The following is a 17,647-nucleotide window of genomic DNA, read 5'->3' as shown; positions in this document are numbered from 1 at the left end:
CCAACAGTTTTTTAGTTTCGGTATTTAATTCTCTAATGAATCTCATATAAATACCCATTTTCAGTGATTTTATCTAATTATAGATTATTATGTCAAAAATAGGTAATTAATTTTGTGCACCTGCTTAAACATTGCGGCTAGAGCCCTGTCAAGTTTGAATTGAAACGTTCACCAAGCGGTGCGCTTACAGTCGGCGAATTTAATTCGACGACTGTAAGCGCACCGGGACGGAATTGCTGCATACGGCGCGCATAAAAAACAAAATTGAGGCTGATAACTTAATTGAACAGACTATTACAACTATAAACCTAACCTCCCTCACCTATACTCAGGAGGTCTGATGCAATGATAATACGATGGCGGCAGTTATTGGTTAGAATAACAATTTGGCTAGCAGCTGAGATCATCCTCAACTTTCTGGGGCTGGACAATCTAGCTGACTACAGCGAGTTCATATACGAGCAGGAGGTTGCCCTATCAAGTCAATACAGGCTTCCAGCCATTGAGAGGCTGCCCCATTTCTAGTAAACCTTGATAGATATTTATAGCCAGTTCCTTGTGAAGATGAAGTGATCAGGGGGTGACGGGTCGAGGGAGTGATAAGCTGTGAGGCATCTACATCATCTAATTTATATATCTAATTTATTGATTTTATTTTAATTTATATATTGAATCGGCTTGCGAAGCAGGCACGCAGAGGAGCAGGGGATAAGGTTAATCGGTATTTCGAGCTTACCTCAATCGCTTACGGGGCGAGATTTTACCCTTTCTTTCCCAGCAGCAGTGTCTTCCGCTACAATTCTTTGAGCTATCTTGGATAAGAATTGTAAAAGAACACTTAGCTAGATGCAAAACGACAACAATTATTTCGGTCAACAAGGTTGACACATGAAACCCCGCATCATTATCTGTGGCTTGGGTCGCACTGGATACAAAATATTCCGCTTACTGAAGCAGCAGGGAGTAGCTGTTGTTGGCATCAGCAACAGAATAATGCCTGGTGACGAAAACAATATTATTATTGGAGACTTGCGGGCTGTTTCTACCCTACTTGCAGCTGGACTCGAACATGCCCAAACCCTGGTTCTGGCCTGTAATGACGATGCTCTCAATCTGGCAATCCTGACTCAGGCACGAGTGATTAATCCACGGATTCGGATCGTTAACCGATTGTTTAATAGCAGCCTAGGTACTCGTTTAGATCAGACCCTACCCGATCATGTCAGCATGAGTGTTTCTTCTCTAGCAGCACCGGTATTTGCCTTCGCAGCAATGGGGAATCGAGCCATTGGGCAACTCAAGCTACACAATCAAACCTGGCCGATACACGAAGAAATTATCACCGAAAGCCACCCTTGGATGGGAACACAGTTGAGTGACCTGTGGGATGAGCGTAGGCGAATGTTGATCTACTACCTACCGATGGACTCGAATTTAGATCTAGTTTCCGCAGTAGCTCAGGGCAAACAGTTACAACCTGGCGATCGCTTAATTATTGGTACTCAGCCTCGGTTTCGTCCTAAACGCCAATCCTGGCTACAGAAACTGCTGAAAGTTTTCACAAACTTACAACAGTTTCAGCATCATGCTCAACCAATGTTAGTAGTGACCCTTTTCCTACTCCTGATAATTTTTACAGCCACATTGACTTATGTGTGTGTCAACTTAGAAACCTCTATTGTTGATGCTCTATATTTTTCTGTGGGTATGATTACGGGTGCTGGTGGTCAAGAAGAAGTAGCAGAAAAGTCCCCGGACACTATTAAGGTATTTACTGCTGTGATGATGTTAGTAGGGGCTGGTGTGATTGGGATTTGCTATGCTCTACTAAACGATTTTGTCTTAGGTACCCGACTCAAACAGTTTTGGGATGCTGCGAGAGTTCCCTACAGAAATCACTACGTTGTATGTGGACTGGGAAATGTAGGAGTCCAAATCCTCTACCAACTTCATGCCCAAGGCCATGAATTGGTGGTCATTGAAAGTAACCCCAACAATCGTTTCCTGAACATTGTTCGTTCTCTTGGTATTGCAGTCATTCACGGAGATGCCAGTTTACCTGCTACACTCACAGCAGCACACATCCAACGAGCAGAAGCCCTCTTAGCAGTTACTAGTGATGATACTGCCAATTTAGAAATTGCTCTAAGTGCCAAAAGTCTAGCTTCGAAATTGTCAGTGGTTGTCCGGAATCAAGACCCCCACTTTTCCCACATGGTACAGCAAGTGTTTGAATTTGAAGCAGTATTGTCTCCCACAGAATTAGCCACTCCTTCTTTTGCAGCTGCGGCATTAGGTGGACAAGTGTTAGGCAATGGTATGATTGGTGATACGCTTTGGGTTGCCTTAGCAACTAAGATTACCACCGAGCATCCCTTCTGTGGACGCCGTGTTAAAGATGCTGCCAGGTCCGCTGACTTTGTACCACTGTATCTAGAAACTAAGTATCAAACGATTCATGGCTGGGATTTATTGGAAATTAACCTAGCCGCTGGTGATCTTTTGTATCTAACTATGCCAGCAGTTGGTTTAGAGCAATTGTGGCGCACAACACCACCTCAAATGATGCTGAGGTGAGTGACAAATGGAACCCATGGCATCTAATGGCATCTAATCTGAACATGATCAACAATGAAGGATGAATGATACAGCCCTAGCTATAGTCTAAGGTTCATCATTCATCACTCATTATTCATGATTACTCGTGCAGGATTAGCGCAGCTAGAAAATACCAACTAGGACAATGGAAGTCATTAAGAAACCAGCCAATATTACAAGGATGCCAGGTAGGTTCAACCAATGTTTAACTTCCTCTGATTCTTGAGGCCACTCTTCTTGCTGCAGTTGCATCTGCCGAATCAGATCGGAAATTGCTTCAGCATCCTTGACATGGTGTAGTGCCTTGGTGTCACCATCAGGGTATTTCACTACGAAGTAAGTGGGAACTTTGATGTGATCCCCTGTAATATCAATCGTATCCACAGCAACCTGCTTCGCTTTTTCCTCAATAGTTTGGGGTTCAGTGGCAATTCTATCCCCTGGGTTAGCTGTTAACTTAACTCCCATTCCCATTGGTGATGCGTAGCTGACCATAGAAACCTCCAGATAGGTCAAAGTTTTTTATTAGGTGCGCTTTCCGCATCTAATTATTAAATTCGCCACGGGTCGCACCTCTGGATTTCATTTTACGTAACTTGGAAAACAATTATTCAGCTTAAGCGCGATATTTTATTTATATTATCAATACTTTAGATTTTTTAGTAATTTAGTTAAGATTGCAGCGGTTTCCTGTAATCAAATGTAATCTAACAAATGTAATCTAGCAATTTTTTATTGAAAATCGCCCTGAGTCGGATCGTTCCTGAATCCTGAGTAAAACCTGTTACTGTTCACGAATCCGATCGGATTGCTATAGATTAATGATTAATTTTTTGTTAATTTCCTTAACCCTTAAATTCAGCTAGCTTATAGCCCAAAAATGAACTTACTGCTCTAAGTTACTAGTTGTGTATAAATGTTATGGGTTGTGTTAAAAAAGATAAAATCTAAATAGTGATAGATAACTATGTTAAAAAAATGTAAATAAATAAGTATTTTTGCGATCGGATGTTAAATTAAGGCGGCAACGATATCGCAATCGAATAAGAGAGCATCTATGGAACTAATTCAACTGTTAACCGAAAACCTGGGAGTGCAAGAAAATCAAGCCCAAGGCGGAGCTGGACTTATTTTCCAACTGGCAAAGGACAAGCTGGGAGATGAGAGTTTTGCCCAAGTAGCGCAATATATTCCAGGGATAAATGATTTGCTCCAAGCAGCACCAAAAAGTGGTGGCATGATGGGAGCCTTGGGAGGATTAGCGGCATCAATGGGTGGTGGCGTTGGACAATTAGGCACTCTAGCTACCCTGGCAGGAGGTTTTGATCAACTAGAAATGGATAGTGGGATGATTTCCAAATTTCTACCGATTGTCCTCTCTTTCGTTCAAAGCCAAGGTGGGGACGAGATCAAAAACCTTTTGGCAAAAGTGTTGAGCTAGAACAATTGATTGGATGGCTGAAATGTGATCGTAATGAGGGATCAACCCAAGACTTGGGTATGTTTTACCAAAGTAGGAGCATCAAGGAGATCAGGGGGAAGATTTTAGGTGGTTACTTAATTTCATCCTTGATGCTTCATCCTTTATGCTTCATCCAGACAAGACACTGGTTCAGCTGATCTTGCATAGTCTGAGCATCAGTATGATACCGGCGTCCATGTCCTGGTAATACCCACTCAAAGGAGTAGTTGGTTAATTTCTCCATTGACTTGATTAATTCCTCCCAGGAGTACCAGCAGTGGCGACGAAAGGCAATCAGTTGCTGAAGTTGATCAGACCAAGCAAGATGGTCACCGCTGAAGAGAAATTTGTTATTGTACAGTAGAACAGTGTGACCTTTGGTGTGACCAGGAACTGGGATAATCAACAAGTCCTTGTCTAACAGATAAGACTCGGAACTAGTGAGCTGAATTTCCACATCACGGGTATCAGTGGTAATGTCATCTCTATGCAAAATGCGTTCGCAACGCGGTTCCGAAGGAACATCGCACTGGAAATGCTGTCTGTATTTGTGATGATCTGCCACATCATCCCGATGGGTCAGGTACATGTAACGAATCCCACCCATTGCCTCTAGACCTTTGACCAGTGGCGGTGTAAAGCGGGGAGAATCGATTAAAATATTGCCTTGGGGGCGTTGGATAAGGTAGCTAGCGGCACCGTAGGAGTTTTCAGAATGGTACCCGCAATGGTAGACATTGTCTGCAACTGGGATCGGGAAACTCTGCTGAACGTCTTTAATCTCTATAGGTTTCTCAACAGTACCAATAGAAGAGGTGGGACAAGATAATAGGGCTTGAAGAGCTCTCAAGCGTTCTGTATCATTAGCAGGTTGATGATAAACTGCAGACTGCTGATCAGCACGATGAAACACTTCCGGAGTCATCCAACGGCAGGTATCACAATCAATACAGGTGCTATCGACGTAAAAGTCACCACTAATATTTTGAGGGCGGCGTTGGTTGAGATGAGCCATAACTGTCTATGTCATAGGGATTGCGCTTAGTACCAGGCCAGATAGCTAAATCAATTGTAGCGAAAGGGCATTTTTCAGTTACACCCATGTAGGACAATAAGGCAATAGCCAAACTCTAAGCATTTGGCGAGATTACCAACCCTAATCCTATCGTGACTAAATTTCTGTTTGTAACTGACCTTGACAATACTTTAGTAGGGGATGATCAGGCTCTGCTTAAACTGAACCCTCTACTAAGTCAGCATCGCCAAGAACATGGTACAAGAATCGTTTATGCTACAGGGCGATCCCATAGTTCCTACCACGAGCTGAAAGCCGAGAAGCCACTTCTTGATCCAGATGCTCTGATCACCTCTGTGGGTACAGAAATTTATGATAATGATGGCCAAGATACGCCCAATCCAGACTGGTCGTCCAAGTTATCTCAAGGCTGGGATCGGGACATGATTGTGGAAACGGCTGCTCAATATCCTGACTTAATTCCCCAAGTAGAATCAGAACAACGTCCCTTTAAAGTCAGCTATCACCTGACGGAAGAAGCAGCTTTGACGGTGCTACCTCAACTGGAATCTCAGCTTCAGGCAACGGGTCTTAATTTCAAGTTGATCTATAGTGGTGGGAAAGACTTAGACATTCTACCCAGCAATAGCGATAAAGGTCTAGCGGTAGAATTTTTACGACAACAGTGGGGAATTGAGCCGGAACGGACAGTGGTTTGTGGCGACTCAGGAAATGACATTGCCTTATTTAGCGTTGGCTTTTCCCGAGGAATTATAGTGGGTAACGCCCGACCAGAACTTCGGGAGTGGTACGAAAACAACTCAGCGGATTACCATTACATGGCTCAAGCTAACTGTGCAGGTGGTATACTAGAAGGTTTGAATTATTTTAGCTTTTTGTGTCAGTAATGGTCGCCAATAATTAAGAAGTAGTTACAAGTTGCTGGTTGTTAGAGTTACAAGTTGCAGGTTGGTAGGTTGCAGGTTAATCGAGTTACAAGTTGCAGGTTAATCGAGTTAACAACTTGCAGGTTGGTAGGTTGCAGATTAATCAAGTTACAAGTTGCAGGTTGGTAAGTTGCAGGTTATGCTCTCAACTATCCTTCACTATTTTCGTGGTGGAGTACAACCTTAAACCAACCTTGGCCAATAGGCCACGCTACGCGAACAACCAAATAACCTCCCCTACTTCGGACGCCAAAGGCGAACAACCAAATCACCTTAAACCTTAAACCTTGGCCAATAGGCCACGCTACGCGAACAATCTTGGCCAATAGGCCACGCTACGCGAACAACGTTTAACCAACCTTAAACCTTGGCCAATAGGCCACGCTACGCGAACAACGTTTAACCAACCTTAAACCTTGGCCAATAGGCCACGCTACGCGAACAACGTTTAACCAACCTTAAACCTTGGCCTATTGGCCACGCTACGCGAACAACGTTTAACCAACCTTCAACCAACCTTCAACCAACCTTCAACCAACTAACCTTCAACCTTCAACCAACCTTCAACCTTCAACCTTCAACTAATGATCAGCTATCTCAAGGGGACAGTAGCTAGCATTCAAAAAAGCACTGGTAATCGCGTAACTCTGATTCTAGATGTCAACTACATTGGGTATGAAATACAAATCACTCGCCGTTTGTCCCAGGAGTTGCCCGTAGCTTTATCGGAAAAAACCGTGCAAATCTTCACCCATTTGCAAATCCGGGAGGAGCAACAGGTGCTATACGGTTTTGCTTCAGCCGCTGAGCGGGATTTGTTTCGTCAGTTAGTTAGTGTCAACGGTATTGGTGCTCAATTAGCGATCGCACTACTGGACACCTTGGGATTACCTAATTTAGTCCAAGCGATTGTCACAGGTAATATTCGTGCCTTATCCAAAACCCCTGGTGTGGGTAGCAAAACCGCTGAACGCATTGCTCTAGAACTGAAAACGAAGTTGGCTCAATGGCATAAGGTATCAGAGGTAGAGTCCCCACTATCTGCTAATGGACTCTCACCAGGAATTCAGGAAGATGTGGAGATGACCTTGTTAGCTTTGGGATATGAAAATGATGAAATCGCTCAAGCACTCCATGCTATCAGTGAGGATCCTCAGGTCGCTAAAAGTAAGAATGCGGAAGATTGGATTCGAGAAGCGATCGCTTGGTTGAGTCGCTGATCATGTTCCTGATCGCATCTATAAATATAGCGGTTCCACGAGTGAGGTACATCTGGATCAGCGCTACTAGGGGGAGAGTGGGAATAGGGGGAGGAGGTTGAAGAAATTTGGGTTTACCTCATCCCACAACAGAACCGCTATAATCTAACCGAAACCTGAAACCTGAAACCTGCAACCTGCAACCTGCAACCTGCAACCTGCAACCTAATAAATTACCCTTCGAGCACGAAATCCTTTAAGAGTCTGGGGCAAAAAAGAACAAGCTAGGGTTTTAGATTTTGGTAGATCGCAATCAAGACAATCGCCAGTAGAAGCTTTTACTCGTCTAGGAAACTTGACATGGAAGGTAGACCCCTTACCCACCTTACTCTCTACCGTAATCGTTCCTTGCATCAACTTGACTAAAGATTCTGTAATTGCCAGTCCTAAGCCGGTACCCGAGTACTTGCGAGTTGTGGTTTGATCAATTTGTTGGAACTCCTCAAAAATATGCTCTAAGTCATCTTGGGCAATTCCAATTCCCGTATCCCTAACAGTGAGCATCAGCCAGTCGGTGGAAATTTCCTTGACTACCACCTCTACCCTGCCAATTTCGGTAAACTTAATCGCATTGGAAACCAGATTGACCAAAATCTGCCGCAGGCGGAGGCTATCATTGATTACCATGGGATTTTGTAAATTGGTTTGGATATACAACCCTAAATCCTTCTGAGCAGCTAGGCAACGGAATTCATTGATAGTTTCTTTAATCAACCTGTCCAAATGCAAACTTTCCAAGGTTAACTCCAGACAAACTGCCTCAATTTTGGACAGGTCAATCATATCCTTAATCAGAGTCAGTAGATGTTGAGCATTATTCACAATGCGATCGATTATATCTGCTTGTTGGTGGGTCAAGGAGCCCTGACGCTGACGCAATAGGACCTGGGAAAAACCAATAATGGCATTCATGGGAGTCCGTAACTCATGGGATATTGTCGAAACAAACTGGGATTTCAACCGTGCTGCTTCCAACAATTGCAGGTTCTGTAGCTTGAGGGATGCATCTCTGATTTCCAGTTCTCGATTCTGCCGAGCCAGCATAGTGTTCTGAAACTCTAAACGCGCTTCTTGCTCCTCTAAGGCTTTAATCATGTGAGCATTATCAATTGCGATCGCAGCTTGTTCATTAATCATGCGAGCATTATCAATTGCGATCGCAGCTTGTTCACCCACTGCTCCTAGCAGATTCCGACCTGATTGGTCTAATCCCTCTGGGTCTTCCCAATTGCCAATACCTAGTACTCCCAAGCGTCCTGCTTGCACAGACTCAATCGCCACAGCGTAAATAGCTGTAGGTACTTCCTCTTCCGGATGCCGCGCATCCCAACCCTTGCGATGAATTAACTGAGATTTGCCAGTTAAAAAGACTTGAGATAGTAACCCTTGCTCAAGGGGCAAGATGTCTTCCCAGTGGAACTTTTGTGTATGAATTCCCTCGGTAACCCTTAATACTTCAGGGTTACCGAGGGAATTATTGAGAATGATGAAACAAAATTCAACCCCAGCAATCGCTTTAGCTACCTCCGATACGATCTCTTGCAACAGATTTGGAAGGTTAGTCAGTCGTTGATTGAGGAGATTAGTCAACTGGTGTAGGGTTCTCAATTGCTGTTGCTGTTCATTGAGAATCGTAATTACCTGCCTGAGATCATCACTCGCCTGGTTTGCCTCTCGGTATAAGCGCGCATTTTCAGTGGCTAGGGCAGCGCGACTAGCTAAATCCTCAGCCAACTTCACATCGATCTCATTGTAGCGGCGACCTGAGTCACTCCTGACAAACCAAATTGAGCCCAAGATTTGTGAACCCATTCGTAAAGGTACACAAATGTAACACTTAATTTTCAATGCCTGTAACATCCTGAGATGGTCAGGATCCTCAGCAGCAGCTCTTAGGAATTGATCAGAAACCTCAAAATAGGTATCCGTACAACCTGTACGTAAAACCTTGCCATTGCCATACTCTTCATCCCCCTGGGGAGGGTAGCAACGGTGCAGTTTCCAAATCAACTCCTCTTGCTCTGGGTTAACATGGGCAACCGCAAGACGCTGGTAAGACTGGGGAGTATCATAGCTATCAACTCCCGATACTACATCAATGGCACACCAATCAGCAAAGCGAGGGATTACCAGCTGCACTAGATTGTCCAATGTAGTCTGGTAATCGAGGGAAGCTGAAAGTACAGCAGAAGCCTCCGCCAGAAATCGCTGGGATTCTTCTGCTCGCTTCTGCTGAGTAATATCAGTAATTACACCAGACATCCGGAATGGTACTCCTTGATCATTCAACTGGGCTTTGCCACGAGCAGTACAGTAGCGATCTTCTCCAAAAGCACAGGGTAGGTGAAATTCTACATCCAGTTCAAGATAATCTTGTTGGTAACTAGCCACCGCCTTAGTAACTTTGAGTAGATCTGAGGAATTTAGTAACTTAAATAAGAGATCAGGAGAAAAGTTATGGTGGTACTTCCCTATCTGTTCAGGGGACAAGCCAGTAATTTCATAGAAGCGGTCATTACAATACAGTTGTTTAGTGATCAGGTTCCAGTCCCAGATCCCGTTCTTGGAACCTTCTAGCACCAAGCGGTAGCGTTCTTCGCTTTCTTTCAGCCGCTGATGAGCTACAGCTGCTTCCCGTTCTGCGCGGTAGAGGCGAACTGCATTAGAGAGGCTACGTAAGAGATTTTCTGGTGAGATTTGGCTTTTGGTCAGATAGTCCGATGCTCCAGATTTCATCAGCTCAACCGCAATTTGCTCATTAATTTGCTCGTTCCCCTGGTCACTCAACACAATCACAGGGACTTCAATCCCAGCATCACGGATTTCTTTAACCAGAGTCAATCCGTCCCCATCCGGTAAGTTATAGTCTAATAGAATGCAGTCCAAACTCGCTTGGGTCAGGGTAGAGTTAGCGCAGCGTGATGCGATGATCGACCTAGCGCTTTTGCTGTCAACTGCAACAGCTATTTTTACGGGTATACCCCCTCTGTTAAGAGCTTTAATTATGGCTTTGCAGTTAACTTCATCATCCTCTACGATCAGTAGTCTGATAATCTCGTCCATGATTTAGCGGTTGAGCTGTTGTCATTGGTTATTGGCTAATAATGATTAGTGGATAGTGGGTAGTAGCAGTTCTTGACTGACAACCGACACCTGAGGAGGCTAAGGAATTATATTGAGCCGACTCTATTGTTTCAGTTGAAGTATTGCTCAAATTTAGTCAACCTTACGGACTTTACAATCTCTCCACGTCGCTTTAGATTGTAGGCTTCTACCTTACCTCGGTACTAGTAGGAGAGCTTCAGTAAAAATACCGATCTGACTAGGTACAGGACATCCCACGGTTGTGTAGTATCACCGAAACATTTGCCAAATCGATGAGAATCGACTAGGTATGAGTATACTTGTATAAAAACTCCCTTGATTAGTAATCTCACCCATCTAGGGAATGAACCCATGCTAATTTTCCAGTGGTATTTCCTGAGAAACAAACTCCCTTAGATAGATTTTTTAGGGGGTTTTACTCCCTATTGTATCCTGCTGTTGGATGAGGGAGCATGGGACGATCCGCAGATGAGCATAAAGAGTAGGATTTAGCGGAATTGGTCATTTCGTTCTGGTGAGACTACCTTAGTTACTCAATAAGCCGATCGGATGTCAATCCTGTTGAGAATCTCCTCTAACCGTTGGAATGGGAAATCCTGCCAACCCCTATGACAATTAGTTTTGGCACGACTAACCCCTTATACTCATAGAGTGTAAAGATTATAATAAGTAACTACCCATAGGTGCGCTCTTACTTGGCGAATTAAATTCGCCACGGGTCGCACCTCCTGTAAATTCTCAATAACTTTATATCTGATAGCGTAATCGTTTTTGACAAATGCTTTCATTCCAGCTCACTTTAAGTGATCGTTGCCAAGAGATGGTCTTTTGGAAACTCTATCCCAAAGTCATAAATATCTACAACTACCAATAGGTGGAGATCATGATGATTTTTACCAAAACTTTACAAATTTACTCTAAAAATCAATAAACTATAAATCTCACCCCCCTAGACGTTAATGATGGGTAAAATTCGTGTGGCTCTCATTGAAGACCATGATCTGACTCGGATGGGTCTGCGAACAGCCCTCCAACAAAGTGGTGAAATTGAATTGGTGGGCGAAGCGGCCAATGCCACTGAAGGACTAAAGTTACTCGCGGAATCTAGACCAGATATCGGGATTGTCGATATTGGTCTTCCTGACATGGATGGAACTGAATTAACTAGACAATTCAAAGAGTTTCAAGCAAAACAGGATGATTCTAAACAGGATGATTTTCCCACCAAAATTATGGTACTGACCTTGCAGGATGATGAAGAAGCCGTACTAGCCGCTTTCGCCGCTGGTGCCGACTCTTACTGCATGAAAAATATCACCTTTGATCAATTGCTAGAAGCTCTGAAAGTGACCTATGAAGGTAATGCTTGGATTGATCCAGCCATTGCCAGGATTGTACTTGAGCAGATCAAACCAAGCAAAGACACTCAGCCTACTGAAGCTAGTGAAACGATAGCTATCCATGCTGCTCCCAATGAATACAATCAAATGATTGAAGCTTATCCTTTAACGGAAAGGGAATTAGAGGTTTTGCAGTTGATTGTAGAAGGTTGCAGCAATGCTGTGATTGCCGAAAGGTTATATATCACTGTGGGAACTGTCAAAACTCATGTCCGAAATATCTTGAATAAACTCTGTGCGGATGACCGTACCCAAGCAGCTGTCCGTGCCCTCCGCTCTGGCTTAGTTATTTAAGATTATACCATAAAGTAACTTTTTACAGTTATAAGGTTAGTTGGTTGAAGGTTGAACGCGCACGCGTGGCCAATAGGCCAAGGTTCAAGGTTGAAGGTTCAAGGTTGAAGGTTCAAGGTTGAAGGTTCAAGGTTGAAGGTTCAAGGTTGAAGGTTGAAGGTTGAAGGTTCAAGGTTGAAGGTTCAAGGTTGAAGGTTCAAGGTTGTTCGCCCTAGGGGTCCGGTGTAGGGTAGGTTGAACATTAGAGCCTTAACAACTCAAAGCCGGATGTATAATTGGCAACCTGTAACCTAAGCACTCAGCTATCAGCTATCAGCTATCAGCCATTAGCCTTGGCCAAAGGCCACGCTAAGCGAATGGCCACGCTACGCGAATGGCTCACGGCTGACGGCTGACGGCTGAATGCTTACCCTGTAACTGGCAACCTGTAACCTTGGCCAAAAGGCCACGCGTGCGCGTTCAACCTTCAACCTGTAACCTGTAACCTGTAACCTGTAACCTTGGCCAAAAGGCCACGCGTGCGCGTTCAACCTTCAACCTGTAACTGGCAACATTCAACCTTCAACCTTGGCCAATAGGCCACGCGTGCGCGTTCAACCTTCAACCAACCTTAAACCTTCAACCCAAATGACTATCAAGGTCTACCTTGCTGCCATCTAGCGATCGCTTCTTGGGCAGCCTCATAGTAAGGGGTATCTTTTGGGACTAATTTTGCTGTGTTAATCGCTGAAAGAAACTTGCCTCGCGATGCACGGGACTTAGCAATCAGATAAATCTTATCGCTAGCTTGAGCAATTAACGCTTGTGCTGTGGCATACTTAGGTTGACCCGGTGGAATCTTACGGAGGGTTGCGATCGCACGATTATAACTAGATGCTTGATTACGTTGCACTTGTTTGATGGCTGTTTGGATAATCTGTTGATTCTGCGACTTCTGTTGGGATAGAATCTGCCACTGTTTAATAGCATTGTTAGCCAAAGCATAAACAGAAGGGTTATCTTTAGGAACTAGTTGGGCAGCTGCTATCGCTCCTTCAAAATCACTTTTTTTTGCCCGTTTCTTGGCTAGAGCCAGAATTGAATGACTCCAACTAGTGATATATTGTTGTGTCTGATCATAAAGAGGATCCCCAGGTTTCACCTGACGGGCAATTGCGATCGCATCACTATACACAGATGCCTGCTTCGGTTCAACTAACTGTCTTGCCTCGTCCAAAGCTGCTTGATTCGCCTTAATCCCACTCGGTTCCAGCGATTTCTGTGCTTTAGTTTCCAGGGATTTACTCTTGGAATTTGGCAAGGGAGCTGGAGTTGCCTGGGATGTTGACCCTGCAGGTAATGTTACTGGGGAGTTACTGACCTTGGTAGTCTCTGGTAATTTGGTAGTTAATGTGGTATTGTTCCTGTTTTGTATTACCTGCTGACTAATCAAGCCTTCCTGGTTACGGACAACAGTTAAGCTCACTAGTCCTAACAACAAAGCTATACCACTACCCCAAAACAACCATTCTCGCCATGACGATAACTCTTCTGTATCAGTTTGAGGCTGGCTGTCTGAATAAGAAACTAAAGCTACTGAGTTAGATGACTCCTGGTTTGAGCTGTCAGTGTTAGTGGGTAAAGACCTATTTTGATTAAGCTTTACCACAGATAAAGGTTTTTTGGCAAATTCACTCTCAAGATTCTTCTCATCTTTAGAAAGAACTACCTTGGTAGCTTCTGAGTCAGTGCTTGGGTCAGCCCATTGATTTTCTGGTGGTGAGCTTGCCCCTTCAGGCCAAATTTGTTGTTGTCGATACTCCTGTAAAGGAATTACCGTCAGAGGAATCTGAACTGGTCGCCAATGGTGTTGGCTCAACTCCGGTAGCCGCTCCCTGAGATACTCGTCAAGATTTTCAAGGGTAATCTCAGTATGATAGTAACCCAGTGCTTCTAGAAGTGCTGAGGTGAATAAGCCATTCCCTAGAGCCGCCGCTTCGTGAGAAAACTGGTTGAGTTGACTAGAAAGTATCAGGGAAATATCCATTTTGTAGGCTAATTCCACTGTTTCAGCACCAACTGGTTCACCAGATGGCATTCCCGGTGAGCGGTTTATGTCTAACAATACCAGGATTTTATTGCCCCCCATAGTCTTGAGAGAAGAAAACAGGCATTCTATTGGTATACCTGTTCCTGGAATATCATCTGGATTGCCATCAATCGGCATGAGGTAGTCAACTTTATCCCAACTGACCCCACAGCCACTGAACAAGAACCAACGCCAACTTTCTGGAGAACCTGGACTCTGGCGAATCCTGTCGAGGCATCTTAAAATATTTTCTCGGTTGGGGTAGGTTAAAAAATCATCAATCGGTGGTGAAGTATCAGTTAATAAAAGAAACTCAGTGGGTTGCAGATGAGCTTGGTCTACAAAAAACCCTTGTAGTCTTTGAGCGTCTGCTTGACCATAGTTTAGAGGTTGTAAGAACTGATAGCGGTTGATGCCAATTGCTATACCAGCGTAATTTGCCATTTACCCCATACCCTAGTGGCTGAAACTAGTAGATTTTATGCCTATATATGCCTAATTTTATTACTATTGCTGTAGTTTACCCTTACACTTAAATTCTAATCCAACCCTGTTAAGCTTAACCTAACGGCTTAACTTTATTAATTAATTAATTATAACAATATCGAACCTAGTCCACCTTTCAAGGCTCTTGAAGTAGTTTTTGTAAATCTAGTTTCTGTCAAGATTTTCCTTCATCATGAATCTTTTCCTTTTTTGGCCTAATCAGAGGATATAATAGTATGTTGTCCAAATTAATCCGGCTATTGGTATTGCCCGGCTTAGTAGGGGTTAGTTGGCTGACTACAGTTGCCATTGTTCCCCAAAGCGCGGAAGCCAAGACAGCTCGTATTAATGTTACCCTCAATCGTGAGCCTGACGAAACTTACCAAGGCTTTATGCGGCGTGCTGAAGTAGTTGCTAGAGCAGCAGCTCAACGCAGCTTCGATAGTGACATATTGACTACAAAGGTAGCGATTACTATTCTAGGACAAAATCAAGGAGAAATCGCCCCAGTCTTGTTGTTAGAAGTCAGCCGTCCATCCTGGAAAAGACGACCGGATGCCAAGTATTGGGCAACTTACTTTCCCAATACCCAGTTCCTACTGCGAGTTGAGGAACCTGATTTTTCCCCTCAAAGTCAGCCACAGTCCCTGGAACCAGCCAACAACCAGGCTCCTGAGCCACCACCAGCCAACAACCAGGCTCCTGAGCCACCACCAGCCAACAACCAGGCTCCTGAGTCACCGCCAGCAAACAACCAGGCTCCTGAGCCACCACCAGCCAACAACCAGATAGAAGACCGAGATACAAGACAATGAAATAAGATAGAAAAGCTGTCTAACAATTTAAATAATTTACACTTATGGCTGTTCCTAAGAAGAAAACCTCAAAATCCAAACGGGATAAACGTAAAGCTAACTGGAAGCGCAAAGCGCATCTGGAAGCACAAAAAGCCCTCTCTCTCGGTAAAGCAGTCCTGAGTGGGCGTTCTAGCTTTGTTTATCCAACACAGGAAGAAGAAGACGAAGACTAGGTTTACTCCTGCCCACCGGGCGATGACGGCGTATCGCTTATTTTTCCCATGGTTCCGGTGGGTTAGGTATCACGAAGACAACGCGCTATACACCCTGTTGCCCTAACACCTCTGACGACTTTCGGGTCTCCAAGCTACTTACCTAGCTTAATAGATCTGAAGCTAATACTGAAGCTAGGCGTGAGAGTCATGACTCATCAAGGAGTGCTGTCTTCTCACCGCCGTTAATAAATTTTCAAAATTTTCTAGCCCTATTATCAGTATCCTGGTGAGTATATACCAGGGAAAGTCCAACCCTCAACCCCTACCGGACAACTATCTGAGGTCACGGGTTGCTGGGAATTTAACTGGCATATCTAAAATTGATTTCTGTTCGTTAACTGTTGGTGGTTAACAATTAACAGAAAATCATGAGTCGGGCTGTGCCAATTAGATGTATCACAGCTTAATACCATTGAGTTGAGTTTCAAGTAAGTGCCAGACAATTTACCAAACATTTTGAATGGTTAATTGTTAAATTTTGCAACTCAATTTTGCAACTCAATTTTTAATCTCAATGGTCAGTAACCAAGCATAAGTTCGTAACTCCACCAATAATTGAAATTGCCCAATGATAAGAAAAATTTTAATATCTGTAGCTGGTCGGGGACTGTGTGAAGAAATGTTCAACATGTTGGCCGAAATTCCTGCCATACAACAGGCATCGGTCACAGTCCTACATGTGGTGCCTCCTCAAGTCACGGCTGAAGCCATGTCAGCTAAGTTAGAAGAGGGGGGTAAGATTTTAGCAGATGCGGTCAAATCCTTAAAGGTTGACCCCAGCCGAATCACGCCCAGACTCAAACAGGGAGACCCTAAAAATATCGTTACCCAAGTGGCAGACGAAGAAGAAACCGACCTGATTATTATGGGTTCGAGAGGACTAACTCGCCTAGAAGCGATTTTGGAAAACTCCGTTAGCCAATATGTGTTCCAATTGTCCTCCCGCCCGATGTTGTTGGTCAAAGACGATGTCTACGTCAAACAAATCAGACGGATTATGGTCGCAATGGATAAATCTGATGCTGCTCAAAATTCCTTCGAGTTGGCTCTATCCCTAGTGCGAGACATGAAGAATGTTCAACTATATCTAGCTCGTGTCATTCCCGAAGCCAAACCTGATCAAGTGATGAGCAATGCTGAAGCAGACCCAGTTCTCGCAGAGGCAGCAGCAAAAGCGAAAAGGCTTGGTGTTTCTTACCGTTGTGTTCTAAGTGGCGGTAAGCCCGGACCAGGAATCTGCGAGTTAGCAGAAGACAAGAACATCGACTTGCTGATTCTCGGTTCTCCTGACCGTCGCCCTTCTATGGCCAAGAGTTTAGTAGATTTAGATCGATTACTCGGGAATTCTTTATCAGACTACGTCAGAGTGAAGGCCAATTGCCCAGTGTTGTTATCACGCACAACTACTTGAAGTAGTCAGTTATTAACCATTAGTCATTAGCCATTAGTCATTAGCCATTAGTATTGCCAGTAAACCTCTTGTTGGTTACATGTTGCTTAAAAAGGGTTCATGATCAAGGTTTAATGACAAAGGGTTAATGACTAATTATTTAAACTTCCACCTACTTGAGATTTCACTTACTTTAGTGGTGGGAGCTAGACTCATAAATCCGGTAATCGCTGATAATCCCGCCTACTTTAGTGGCGGGAGAAGTCAACTTCACCGTTATTTAATTGAAATTAATTATACAACGTTATACAAGGTTATACAAAAAATCCCTTGGACTTTCATCCTGGGAAGAATCCCACGCTGACCTTTGGCTAAGGAGCAATGCTTGGGCTTTTGGTACAGGCGTGGGGATTATCACCAGATCAGCTAACTAGTTTCCTGAGCCTTCACGGCTCGCGGTTTGGATATAAAGAATTAGCAGGAAAACCGCAGGCACCAGCACAAACAAAATGCTGGCAACAAACCCTAGATCGTTAACTTGCATGATTATT

Annotated in this window: 14 protein-coding genes; 8 read left to right on the top strand and 6 right to left on the bottom strand. The window is 44.0% G+C overall.

The window, feature by feature from the left end; translation table 11 throughout:
• The first annotated feature begins 888 nt into the window (after positions 1-888).
• Positions 889-2,577 (top strand): NAD-binding protein, encoded by a 1,689-nt coding sequence (locus F6K51_RS30430; RefSeq protein ID WP_293027500.1) that lies wholly within the window; start codon positions 889-891, stop codon positions 2,575-2,577.
• Between the two features lie 144 nt (positions 2,578-2,721).
• Here F6K51_RS30430 and F6K51_RS30425 read toward each other — a convergent pair whose 3' ends face one another.
• Positions 2,722-3,114: a hypothetical protein gene (locus F6K51_RS30425; protein ID WP_364305526.1), complete on the bottom strand. Its 393-nt coding sequence runs from the start codon at positions 3,112-3,114 to the stop codon at positions 2,722-2,724.
• A 499-nt stretch (positions 3,115-3,613) separates the two neighbouring features.
• Between F6K51_RS30425 and F6K51_RS30420 the strand changes: the two genes are divergently transcribed.
• A complete protein-coding gene (locus F6K51_RS30420; RefSeq protein ID WP_365940381.1) occupies positions 3,614-4,039 on the top strand; it encodes a DUF2780 domain-containing protein in 426 nt (141 codons plus the stop codon).
• 136 nt (positions 4,040-4,175) lie between these two features.
• Here the strand turns inward: F6K51_RS30420 and F6K51_RS30415 are convergent, their stop codons facing one another.
• Positions 4,176-5,075 carry an MBL fold metallo-hydrolase gene (locus tag F6K51_RS30415; RefSeq protein WP_293027497.1) on the bottom strand — a complete coding sequence of 300 codons (900 nt, stop codon included), beginning with the start codon at positions 5,073-5,075 and terminating at the stop codon, positions 4,176-4,178.
• 152 nt (positions 5,076-5,227) lie between these two features.
• On the opposite strand from F6K51_RS30415, the gene F6K51_RS30410 reads away from it, so the two are divergent.
• Entirely contained in the window at positions 5,228-5,983 is a 756-nt protein-coding gene (locus F6K51_RS30410) for a sucrose-phosphate phosphatase (protein ID WP_293027494.1), read from the top strand.
• A 188-nt stretch (positions 5,984-6,171) separates the two neighbouring features.
• On the opposite strand, the gene F6K51_RS30405 is transcribed toward F6K51_RS30410, so the two are convergent.
• Complete coding sequence (locus tag F6K51_RS30405) at positions 6,172-6,348, bottom strand: hypothetical protein (protein ID WP_293027491.1); 177 nt, start codon at positions 6,346-6,348, stop codon at positions 6,172-6,174.
• 258 nt (positions 6,349-6,606) lie between these two features.
• Here F6K51_RS30405 and ruvA point away from each other — a divergent pair, with 258 nt between their 5' ends.
• On the top strand, positions 6,607-7,242 hold the full coding sequence (gene ruvA / locus F6K51_RS30400; protein ID WP_293027487.1) for a Holliday junction branch migration protein RuvA: 636 nt from the start codon (positions 6,607-6,609) through the stop codon (positions 7,240-7,242).
• A gap of 204 nt (positions 7,243-7,446) precedes the next feature.
• On the opposite strand, the gene F6K51_RS30395 is transcribed toward ruvA, so the two are convergent.
• A complete protein-coding gene (locus F6K51_RS30395; protein WP_293027484.1) occupies positions 7,447-10,344 on the bottom strand; it encodes an ATP-binding protein in 2,898 nt (965 codons plus the stop codon).
• Positions 10,345-11,348: 1,004 nt separating this feature from the next.
• Here F6K51_RS30395 and F6K51_RS30390 point away from each other — a divergent pair.
• Positions 11,349-12,080, top strand: a complete 732-nt coding sequence (locus F6K51_RS30390; protein ID WP_293027507.1) for a response regulator transcription factor — start codon at positions 11,349-11,351, stop codon at positions 12,078-12,080.
• A 634-nt stretch (positions 12,081-12,714) separates the two neighbouring features.
• Here F6K51_RS30390 and F6K51_RS30385 read toward each other — a convergent pair.
• Entirely contained in the window at positions 12,715-14,592 is a 1,878-nt protein-coding gene (locus tag F6K51_RS30385) for a caspase family protein (protein WP_293027480.1), read from the bottom strand.
• A 278-nt stretch (positions 14,593-14,870) separates the two neighbouring features.
• On the opposite strand from F6K51_RS30385, the gene F6K51_RS30380 reads away from it, so the two are divergent.
• The 3 genes from F6K51_RS30380 to F6K51_RS30370 all read left to right on the top strand — a co-directional run bounded on the left by F6K51_RS30380 (position 14,871) and on the right by F6K51_RS30370 (position 17,117).
• Positions 14,871-15,449 (top strand): hypothetical protein, encoded by a 579-nt coding sequence (locus tag F6K51_RS30380; protein WP_293027477.1) that lies wholly within the window; start codon positions 14,871-14,873, stop codon positions 15,447-15,449.
• A gap of 44 nt (positions 15,450-15,493) precedes the next feature.
• Entirely contained in the window at positions 15,494-15,664 is a 171-nt protein-coding gene (gene rpmF, locus F6K51_RS30375) for a 50S ribosomal protein L32 (protein WP_293027472.1), read from the top strand.
• Between the two features lie 610 nt (positions 15,665-16,274).
• Positions 16,275-17,117: a universal stress protein gene (locus tag F6K51_RS30370; RefSeq protein WP_293027468.1), complete on the top strand. Its 843-nt coding sequence runs from the start codon at positions 16,275-16,277 to the stop codon at positions 17,115-17,117.
• 409 nt (positions 17,118-17,526) lie between these two features.
• Here F6K51_RS30370 and psbM read toward each other — a convergent pair whose 3' ends face one another.
• Positions 17,527-17,640: a photosystem II reaction center protein PsbM gene (gene psbM, locus F6K51_RS30365; RefSeq protein ID WP_044495836.1), complete on the bottom strand. Its 114-nt coding sequence runs from the start codon at positions 17,638-17,640 to the stop codon at positions 17,527-17,529.
• Positions 17,641-17,647: the final 7 nt, after the last annotated feature.

The sequence above is a fragment of the Moorena sp. SIO3I8 genome, assembly GCF_010692325.1.
Taxonomy (GTDB): Bacteria; Cyanobacteriota; Cyanobacteriia; order Cyanobacteriales; family Coleofasciculaceae; genus Moorena.
Note: the sequence above shows the minus strand (reverse complement) of the source record. Positions and strands in the feature narration are given on the sequence as shown.